This is a genomic window from Dolichospermum circinale AWQC310F (assembly GCF_000426925.1).
Classification (GTDB): domain Bacteria; phylum Cyanobacteriota; class Cyanobacteriia; order Cyanobacteriales; family Nostocaceae; genus Dolichospermum; species Dolichospermum circinale.
This window is the reverse complement of sequence record NZ_KE384668.1, coordinates 100449-110541: the sequence shown is the minus strand read 5'-3', so window position 1 is coordinate 110541 and position 10093 is coordinate 100449. Positions and strand designations below refer to the sequence as shown.

Sequence of the window (10093 nt, the reverse complement as noted above, 5' to 3'; positions counted from 1 at the left end):
AAACAATCTTTCACTTGTTGAATAATCGCAGGAACATATTCCACAGGAATAGTATTAGTTTTCCGAGAACGATAGGAATTAATTAAACGACGTGCAGCATGAACTAAAAAACTACCAGAACCTCCTGCGGGGTCTAATAATTTTTGATCACGAATATCAGGATTATCGGATTTATACCCAATAGCATCTAAAATATATTCTACAACTTCTTTAGGTGTAAAATATCTACCTTGTTCATGTTTTCCTTCTTCTACATATCTACCATAAACCATCCCAATAATATCGCTATCAATTTATTGTAAATTAAAGCGATTAAGAATATGTAAAACCTTAATTAAAGTATTAGAATTAATGCGATACCAATTAAATAAATCCGCACTATTGAAGAAATGAGCATAGATATTTTGAGCAGAACGATAGGACATTTCTAAAAGATAATCCATAGACATTCCTTGCGCTAGATCTAAATATCTTGGTTCGACTTCTTCCTTCCAATATTTAAACCCTGCATTGGAAAATTTACGATTAATTAATTTTTTATCCTCACAAATTCTTACCATTAAAAGACGAATGACATAAACATAAGCAGTTTGTCTAGCAAATTCAGTTTTTAATTTATCTTCATTTGCACCTTGTAAAATGGTTTTACTAACTAAATTACGCCAAGATATAAAATATTGATGGGTTTTAATTGCCGTATCATAAGTTAAATTTTGCTTTGCTTGCCAGTCTTTCCAATCAAATACAATTCTTTCATATTCTCGTAATAATTCAATTAATTTTGGATCAAGTTTAGTAATTTTCTTTTCTTCTGTGACTTTAATTCCTAGTTCTTGTTTTTTGGTTTCTGAAATCGTAGGAATTAAATCTAATTGTACTCCTTTTATACCTTCTATATTTTTAGGAGAATTTTGATTTTTCTGTGCTATTTTTTTAGCTTGAGCATTGATTAATTTATTTAAAAATATTTGTTCTAATTCTTGAATTGAACCTTGAGATTTATCGGCAAATTCAAGCAATTTTTCTACAATTTCGGAAAATTCCTCAACTTCTAATACTCCATAAGCACGTAAATAATTTAAAATCTGATTTCTCAGACGATCTAAAATTTTAGTTGCTGTCTCTTGATAATTTTGTTCAGTTGCATGAATATTAGGTAAATATTTATTTTGACAATATTGATCATATTCTTCTAGTAATAATTGTAATTGATATAAAACATCTTCTTCTAACAGGAGAATTGCGGCTTTAATATCTAAAATTAGTAATTCATCAAAATTAGGAGTATTAACCTGAGATTTGGCATTATTTAACCATTCATTCTCTGGTTTACCAATATCTTGAATTAAACTTTCAATATTTTCAAAATTGAGTTTATTAAATCGTCTATATAAAGTTTTTAAATCTTGAATTTGGGCATTATTTAAGCCAGAAATACCACCATGATCATGATAAGTTTGGACAATTTGCTCAAGATCCAAATGTAAAACCGGACTGGGAGAATTAGGCTCAGAAATATCCCAACCTAATAATAATTTACCATTACAAAGTAATCCTAAATCATAACCGCGACTGGGTGCATAACTTATTAATTGTTGTAAAGGTTCAGATTTTTGAATATTATAGGCAGTATGTTTATCTTCTACTAAAAAACAGCGAATATTACCACTTGCTAATTTAATTTGAAAATCTGGACGACTACTATCTTTAGCATTACCTGTCCTATTTTTCACCATATCTCCTAACTCAAAACCTAAAGCCTCCAGCAATGGCGAAACTATTTTAGTATCAACAATATCATCCTCATCATTAGTTTGTGGTTCAGCAATATATTCTAAATAAGTTTTGCCTTCATAGAAGTTCTGATTATTGAAAATATTGAAAAATTCGCTTTGAAATTGATCTAATGTAGACACATCTAATTTCCCTTTTGATTTATTTTTAGCTAAAATAACTGATCACATAGCAATTCTAAATAATAAATATATATATTACACTATCTGCTGTATGTGCAAAAATTTCCTTTTCTTCTGCCTCTGCGACCTCCGCGCCTCTGCGTGAGCTATCATAAAAAGGTTTTCAAAAGCAAATCTAAATAAATCGGTTTTAGAGGATGTTTTTCAAGATTAGCCATAAAAGGCCATTTTCTTTTAAAACATCCTTTAACAAAAATCAGTTATCCGAGTATCAGCAGTTATGTATCTGTTGAAGCTGAATGCTGCTTATTGCCAGGGTGAGGGGATAGGTGTAGTAGAAATCACCTTTTCTGCCATTAACCTGACGGCGCTTCTGCCACAATTTGGACATTCTACCTCTAAATACTGCGAAGATGATACGTCTACCTCAGATAATATCCCTTGTTTGCAGTGCCAACACTCACAAATCACTCTGCAAACTGGTTGGTTACAGTCAAGAATCTTAACGTGCTGAAAATTTTGAGATTCGCTGTCTGGTTTCCTGGGTTTAGGGAATTTTTTGATTTCTTGAACTTCCATCATCTTACCATCTAACTGCAAGTATGTTTAGAGCTTTTGGAGCTTACTTAATCCTTTCCTATCTTACAACCATGCACCAATGATCTGGTCATTGGTGATTGGTCATTTTTGCCTATTTACCAACTAATGCAGGTTCTCTCACGGATTGCTGCAACAGTTGGGTATATAGTTTATCTAGCTGACTAGCTACACCATGCCAGCTAAATTTATCAATAACACGCTTTTTAGCTGCTTTTCCTAATTCTTGCTGCCATTGAGGATGACTGAGAATTTGATCAATAGCGTGATTAAAAGCAGGGACATTTTGCGGTGGTACTAATAAACCAGTTTCTTCATTAACTACGGTAAATTGCAGTCCACCGACATCACTAGCGACTACAGGTGTACCACAGGCCATGGCCTCAATAGCTACCAGTCCAAAAGGTTCGTAGTGACTAGGAACTACACAAACATCCGCAGCGGCGTAATAAGCTGGTAATATCTCTCGGCTCAAACAGCCTGGCAGGGACGTACATTCGTCCATGCCCAACTCGTTAACAATTCCTGCTATGCGATCGCGTTCCTTAGCATCAGTATTACCTGGTGTACAACCACCACCAATAATCAATTGCAATTGTTTCGACTCATAGAACTTAGATTCCCCTACTGCCCGCACTAAGGTTTCTATGCCTTTCCGGGGGTCAAATCTACCTACATATAAAACCACTTTAGCTTCTGGATCAATTTCTAATCTGGTTCTTGCTGCTTCTCTTGTCACTGAACCAAACTGTTGAATATCTGTACCACAGGGAATAATATCAATTTCCCCTTTTTGGGAAACAAGCGATCGCATATGTTCCTGTTCTTGGGGACTAGTGGCAACAATTCTTTCTACTGTTTCTAATATTTCTTTTTCCACTAATAAACGTTGACTTGCTACCAGCGGAATATTTTCTATGGTCTTGTATTTGATCACTCCTAAGGAATGGTAGGTATGAACCTGTTTAATTCCCAGTCTTTTTTTCAATTCCATTCCTACCCAACCAGATAACCAATAGTTGCTATGAACCAAATCATAATTAATCCCGGCTTCTTTCTGGAATTTTATTAACTGATCTACAAATTCTGGTAAATACTGAAAACCATGATCTCTTGACACAAATTCTACAGGACCTGCTGTTAAGCGAATAGTCCGACAATTAGAACTATGTTCTACTATCGTTTCTTGATCAGCACTGACTCTCCTGCTAAACATATCCACTTGCCATCCTAGCAGTGCCAGGGCTTCACCCACTTGACGGACATAAACATTTTGTCCTCCTGCTTCTTCTCTACCTATTTCAATTGCTGGATCACCGTGAACTGAAATTAAGGCAATGTGTTTTTTTGTGGTAGCTTTCATAGATTTGTGATTTTCCTAATTTTAACAAGATATAAGTGTGTTTTCAACTTGTGCTTATTAAACTGAAATCTGTGTTTTCTTGGCTAACTTTGAATAATTAATATTTATTCTATCTTGATTATTGCCAAAATATTGGTTAACCTCTCCCGCATTCTATATTTATATTTAATACCTTCTATAGATAGAAATATCTATCTTTTTAGATGCAAAAGTAAATGTGATCTATCATGATATACTAGTTAGTCCATGATAAAACCTATCTCAAGTCGCAACGCCACATCCTCTTAGATATTTCTAGTTCATGATTTGCACCTTTCAAGTAATTACAATAATTTCCATCAAACCAAATACAACAAAGTTAAATCCCTGAAAACATCACTTCAATTGTCATCATGTTCAAAAAGCACTAATTTAATTTGGACAAGTGTGTTCACTTATACTATTATTATATTTCCATAAGTTTTGTTACGTTAGCTACAGTTTTCGCAAAAAATTCCAAATTTTGTGTAATTATGCTCTCAAGCCTGAAAAAACCCAAAAACTAAGCAGTGCAAATAACCATGTCTGGCTACCTACACTGCTTATTAAGGGAATTTGGTCTTTACCCGGAGACAAAATAAATTTCTACACGCTCAACTAGTCAGACTAATCACAGCACTTTATGTATAATAACTAAATTTGTATGTATATAAATGCGTTTATTAAAAATTTACCGGGCAAGATGCCCGCACTACAATATTTTCATCAATATCTGTACCTCATAAGATCGGAAACTGCTATATATTGTAGAGGCAATTCATGAATTATGGCTACGTTAATATAACCATAACTTCCTTTTCAGACTAGCTTTCCAGGAAGTCGGTATGCTAAACAGCTTTAAGAATAATTCTTAAAGCGTATTGATTAAACAAACAATCTAGTTGGTAGTTTGTGCAGCCAACATTTCCTTGAGCTTTTCTAACTCCGCCGCCCAACGGGGATCTGGACGAATTGCTTCAGTTTCAACATTTGCAGCAGTCTCACGCGCACTGCTGCTGCCACCACCACCGCCGCGTCGAGATTTCTTGCTTTTCTCCCGACGGCCGGCTTCTTTATTGCTGCTAGGAACGGGGGCGCTAGTACCTTGAAGAACTGGTTTGGGGGTTTGTGGTTGTTCTTCACCACCTTCTTCACCTTTAGTTCTTGGTAAAGCCTTTTCTAACTTGATGGGTGTGTCTTTAAACAATTGACCATTATATTTTTCAATAATTTGATCTGCTTGTTCGTCATTATTCACTGTCAAAAAACCGAAGCCACGACATTTGCCTGTTTTCCGGTCTTTAATTAGTTTAGTGGTGACACCATCTCCTTCTTCTGCAAAAACAGCTTGCAACTCTTGACGATCTATTTCTTCTTTGGGCAGATTTCCTATATATAGGCGAATTGACATGGACTATACCTCCAGATTGGGAATAAACAGATAAACAGAGCAAGACAAAAAAAACAATCAATTGGCTTTGGCTTTTGAATAGATACTATGGACTAAAACCACCACAAACCAATTTTTTCAATCCCAACTATCAACTTATAGAATACAGTTTTTTATTGGGATCAAGCTTATTTGGCACGAAAGCACAACTGCACTCGTGGGTTAATATCACCTTAATTTTTGGAATTGTAAATTTAATAGCCAATTATCCACCACAGTAAATTCATTCTTCTTAATTCTTGCCCGCAGAATAAAATACCATTAGTTAACATTATCATGGTATTTCCTATGTAGCTAGTTCCGCAGAAACTTTTCCGCCAACAGCTAAAAGCCAATATTATGATCTCATCGTAGCATGAAACACATTTTAATGGAAGAGGCAAGGAGGAAAAATTTTTACTAAAAATAACGGACAACGGACTAATGACCCATCAGGACAAGATAAGCACCCCAGCCTTGAGCTAAAATAGCAATGGCCAGCATCCAAATAGAATGAGGGCTATTGATTTTTTTACCATCTTGAGTTTCTAGGCTTTGGATATCTATCCAGGGAGTCGCCTTGCGTCGTAACCAACCTCTAACAACAATCTGTTGACCAATTAGGTCTTGAGGGTGGAATGACTTTCCTAGCCCAGGAATATGATGTAATTTCATTAAACCTTGGCTAGATTGAAGAATTAGGTCTGGTGCTAGATAATTACCAATTCCAGGACGACCTAATAGTTTACCAGTAAAACGGACTCTAATGCTATCAACTGGTAAAATTGACGGATCTGTAAGTAGGCTGATGAGGTTTTCGTTTTTGTGGACATTAACATCTGTAATCTTGGGAAATAGAGCATTTATCTGTATCAGTGTGCCAATGCTAAAGCCAATTAACACAAAACCCAGAACAAAATACCAGTCGTCATAGATCCACTTCAAGTTTAACAACTGCATAGCATAAGCTGTTTGCCAAAGTAACCAAGTTAGACCAGCCAATATAACACCCAGCAAAATTCCCAACCAAGGGGCAATTTGTAATAAAAAAGATTGTGGACGTATTATAATCGGCTGCTGTGGGTTTATTTGGTATAATTCTGTGTTCAAATGCCAATAGCGAGCTATTTGACAAAGACGTTCAATGCGATCGCCCATTAATGGATGACTACTATTAATTGTCAACCATTGGCGATGGGGATGAAAGTTTTCCCACTGGAAAAATGATTCAAAGGGTAGATGACCAGCTATACTACCTAAGACTATGCTATGTTGATATGCAACGGGAGCAAGAAGATTCAGGCTTTCTAATTGCCAACTGGTATGTTCTTTGAGGTTGATATCATGAGCCACACCAATGGAAATTTTCAGTAAAGCCCGAATGAGTCCATTGGGATTACCAGTAATTTCCGCAGCTTGGCGATCGCTATGATAAAGCCTTAATCGAGAATTTAGCAAGGCTGTACCAGTTAGAAGAAACCAAATTCCGTAAGTAATAGCCGCTAAAACTGTGGCTGGCCAACGCCAAATTTTACTTTGCCAAATTTTACTGTGATGTTGATTTGCCGAAAGTGATATTTGCTGATATAATCCATAAAATGGTATGGTAACTAACAGAATTAGGGACATTACCACAAAATCCCAACGCCCAATTTGCCCTAAAGTTAAAGCATAGATGGCTGCTATTTCATCATTAGCCAATTGTTCCAATAAACCTTGACTAACAGTTATTCTCGCTGTACGGGGTAGATTACCATAACTAATGATTATGGGGGCGGAAATTGGTAAGATTCTCAGTTGGGGACAAGGCCAGCGTCGCTGTTGACAAGTACGTTGTAATACCCTGAGTGTCTCCCGACTGTAGGAATTTAATTTTTCTTTGGATAACTCTTTCTGAGCCAAAAATTTTCCTAGTAACCAGTCGAGTAACCAAGGGGATAATACCATTAAGATGAGGAATAATCCCAGAATCAAGAAACTAGAATCATGATATAAAACCTGGGGAGGCTGTAAGTATGGCAATTTATATAGAATTTGGGCAATTAAACCCCATACTAGTTTAAACATTTCTTTGCACATCCAAAATAGTGCTATAAATGTCAAACAAGCAATTAATCGTGAGTAAATGACATTAGGCTTAGGTAGAGGTTGCCATACTTTAGCTCGTCTAGCCTGCCGCCAATAAATGCTAACTGGTTTGATATTATTGTGATGATCATCAGTACCAACATAACCATTTTGTGGCTCTTGTCGGGAAGCATTTAAACCAGAAATATTTCCAGTATGGGTTTCGGGAGGTTTTTGTTTCCGGTTTTTGCTCTTATACAAGTTTTCAAGAGCGCGTGTAGCCCACTCTTGCACCTGGGGGTGGTTACTGGAAATCAAATTTTGGCACAGAGCGATCGCTTTAGAGACCTCACCTGTGCGAGCATAGGACATAACTAACCCAACTTGTGCCTGTAAATAAATCTTGTCTTGTTTTTGAACTTTGGCCAGTGGTTCAAGATTAGCTATTGCTGTGTGGTAATTCCCCTGCTTAAGGGCAGCTAAACCAGCCTGTAAACATGATTCAGCGTGAGAAGGCATAGAAAATTTGGTACTCCAATCTGTTTTAGGTGACAAAAGCACGCTTATTGAGATACCCTGGTAATTAAAAATGCAAAATTTTGAAGATGGTAATGGGTAATTGGTAATGGGTAATTGGTAATTGGTAATTGGTAATTGGTAATTGGTAATTGGTAATGGGTAATTGGTAATTGGTAATTGGTAAAACGAAAAGTAAAGTTGCCCAAAACCTGTTCCCTGTTCCCTGTAACCTGTTCCCTGTTCCCTGTTCCCTGTAACCTGTTCCCTGTTCCCTGTTCCCTGTAACCTGTAACCTGTAACCTGTAACCTGTAACCTGTAACCTGTTCCCTGTTCCCTGTTCCCTGTTCCCTGTAACCTGTAACCTGTAACCTGTTCCCTGTAACCTGTTCCCTGTAACCTGTTCCCTGTTCCCTTGTTATAACGACAATTTTTAACACCAACCTACTTATCTAGGTTTCAATTGTTTGTTGATGAGAAAAAACAGGAGCAATAGCAGTTAATTTCAACTCTGGATGATCACCCTCTAACTGTTGACAATTCCACTCGTTGCGGAATAATAATACTGGTCTATCCATACTATCTTTAACAGTGGTAGTATTGAACAAACGTCCCACCTGCTTTAAAGCTTCCCAACCACCTTCAACCCAACGCGCAACACTGTAGGGTAATAAATCCAAAATAGTTTCTACACCATACTCATTTTGTAAGCGGAACTGTACCACTTCAAATTGCAACTGACCAACAGCCGCTAAAATCGGTTCACGCTTGGCTTCATCAATTGAATACATAATTTGTACAGCACCTTCTTCTCGCAATTCGGAAACACCTTTTTGAAACTGCTTAAATTTAGAAGGGTTGGGGTTTCTCAATGTAGCAAACAATTCCGGCGAGAAATAAGGTATTCCCTCATATTCTAGCTTTTGACCTGTGTAAATTGTATCACCAATCGCAAAAACACCTGGATTGTTTAAACCAATTACATCCCCTGGATAAGCAACATCAATAGATTCCCTTTCTTGAGCAAACAATTTTTGGGGACGGGATAAACGGACAGCTTTACCAGTTCGGGCATGATTTACTGTCATATCTTTTTCAAACTTACCTGTACAGACCCGGACAAAAGCCACTCTATCTCGGTGTTTCGGGTCCATGTTGGCTTGCAGTTTGAAAATAAACCCTGTAAATTCTGGATAAGTAGGAGGAATATCCCCGACGCTGCTGCTGTGTGTTCCTGGTTTGAGAGCAAAGTTAAGAAAATTCTTCAGAAATAATTCTACCCCAAAATTGGTCATAGCACTACCAAAAAACACGGGGGTCATTTTGCCAGCGTGTACCAAGTCTAAATCTAGTTCTGGACAAACTCCTTCTAAGAGTTCTAATTCATCTTTAAGTTGGTGGTAAAGTTCTTTTTCTAATAATGCCTCAATTTTACTATCGCCTATATCTATGATAGTTTGCTTTGCTTCCCGACTACCGTGAGCGCTACGTTCAAATAAATGAATTTGCTGTTGTTGACGGTCAAAAACTCCTTTAAAGCGATCGCCCATACCAATAGGCCAATTCACTGCATAGGTCTGTAATCCCAATTCCTTCTCAATCTCATCTAGTAATTCTATCGGTTCTCTGCCCGGACGATCAAGTTTATTCACAAAGGTAAAAATTGGGATTCCCCGCAGTTTACACACTTCAAACAGTTTCCGCGTTTGTGGTTCTAAACCCTTTGCCGCATCTATCAGCATGACTGCATTATCAGCAGCTGCTAAAGTTCGATAAGTATCTTCACTGAAATCTTGGTGACCAGGAGTATCAAGTAAATTAATTTGACAATTAGAATAGGCAAATTGTAATACCGTTGAAGTTACGGAAATACCCCGTTGTTGTTCCATTGCCATCCAGTCAGAAGTCACTTTCCGCTGGTCTCTTCGCGCTTTTACCGCCCCCGCTTCATGAATCGCACCTCCGTATAATAATAGTTTTTCAGTTAAAGTAGTTTTACCAGCATCAGGGTGAGAAATAATCGCAAAGTTGCGACGTTGTTCCACCGCTTGACCTAGTTCTGCTTGTAGTTCAATGGACATATATGTAATTTCTTTCTAACTTCACTAAATTTAGTCTTTTTCAGGACTAGGGATCAAAATTGTCAATAGTTGGGTTGACACACTTATCCAGGACTGAAGGAGGTA

7 protein-coding genes are annotated in these 10093 nt (G+C 37.1%); all 7 read right to left on the bottom strand.

What is annotated here, in order from left to right; genetic code table 11:
- Positions 1 to 272 (bottom strand): N-6 DNA methylase (locus ACIR310F_RS21590; protein WP_196803164.1); only part of this gene is annotated, 272 nt, incomplete at its 3' end.
- Between the two features lie 21 nt (positions 273 to 293).
- Positions 294 to 1916 carry a hypothetical protein gene (locus ACIR310F_RS0105005; RefSeq protein WP_028082874.1) on the bottom strand — a complete coding sequence of 541 codons (1623 nt, stop codon included), beginning with the start codon at positions 1914 to 1916 and terminating at the stop codon, positions 294 to 296.
- A 306-nt stretch (positions 1917 to 2222) separates the two neighbouring features.
- Positions 2223 to 2495 (bottom strand): hypothetical protein, encoded by a 273-nt coding sequence (locus ACIR310F_RS24080; protein ID WP_071604789.1) that lies wholly within the window; start codon positions 2493 to 2495, stop codon positions 2223 to 2225.
- Between the two features lie 112 nt (positions 2496 to 2607).
- Positions 2608 to 3876, bottom strand: coding sequence for a glycosyltransferase family 4 protein (locus ACIR310F_RS0105000; protein ID WP_028082873.1), 1269 nt, complete (start codon positions 3874 to 3876; stop codon positions 2608 to 2610).
- Between the two features lie 916 nt (positions 3877 to 4792).
- Complete coding sequence (locus tag ACIR310F_RS0104995) at positions 4793 to 5305, bottom strand: RNA recognition motif domain-containing protein (RefSeq protein ID WP_028082872.1); 513 nt, start codon at positions 5303 to 5305, stop codon at positions 4793 to 4795.
- 459 nt (positions 5306 to 5764) lie between these two features.
- On the bottom strand, positions 5765 to 7909 hold the full coding sequence (locus tag ACIR310F_RS0104990; protein WP_028082871.1) for a M48 family metalloprotease: 2145 nt from the start codon (positions 7907 to 7909) through the stop codon (positions 5765 to 5767).
- Between the two features lie 450 nt (positions 7910 to 8359).
- On the bottom strand, positions 8360 to 9988 hold the full coding sequence (locus ACIR310F_RS0104985; RefSeq protein WP_028082870.1) for a peptide chain release factor 3: 1629 nt from the start codon (positions 9986 to 9988) through the stop codon (positions 8360 to 8362).
- Positions 9989 to 10093 lie beyond the last annotated feature (105 nt).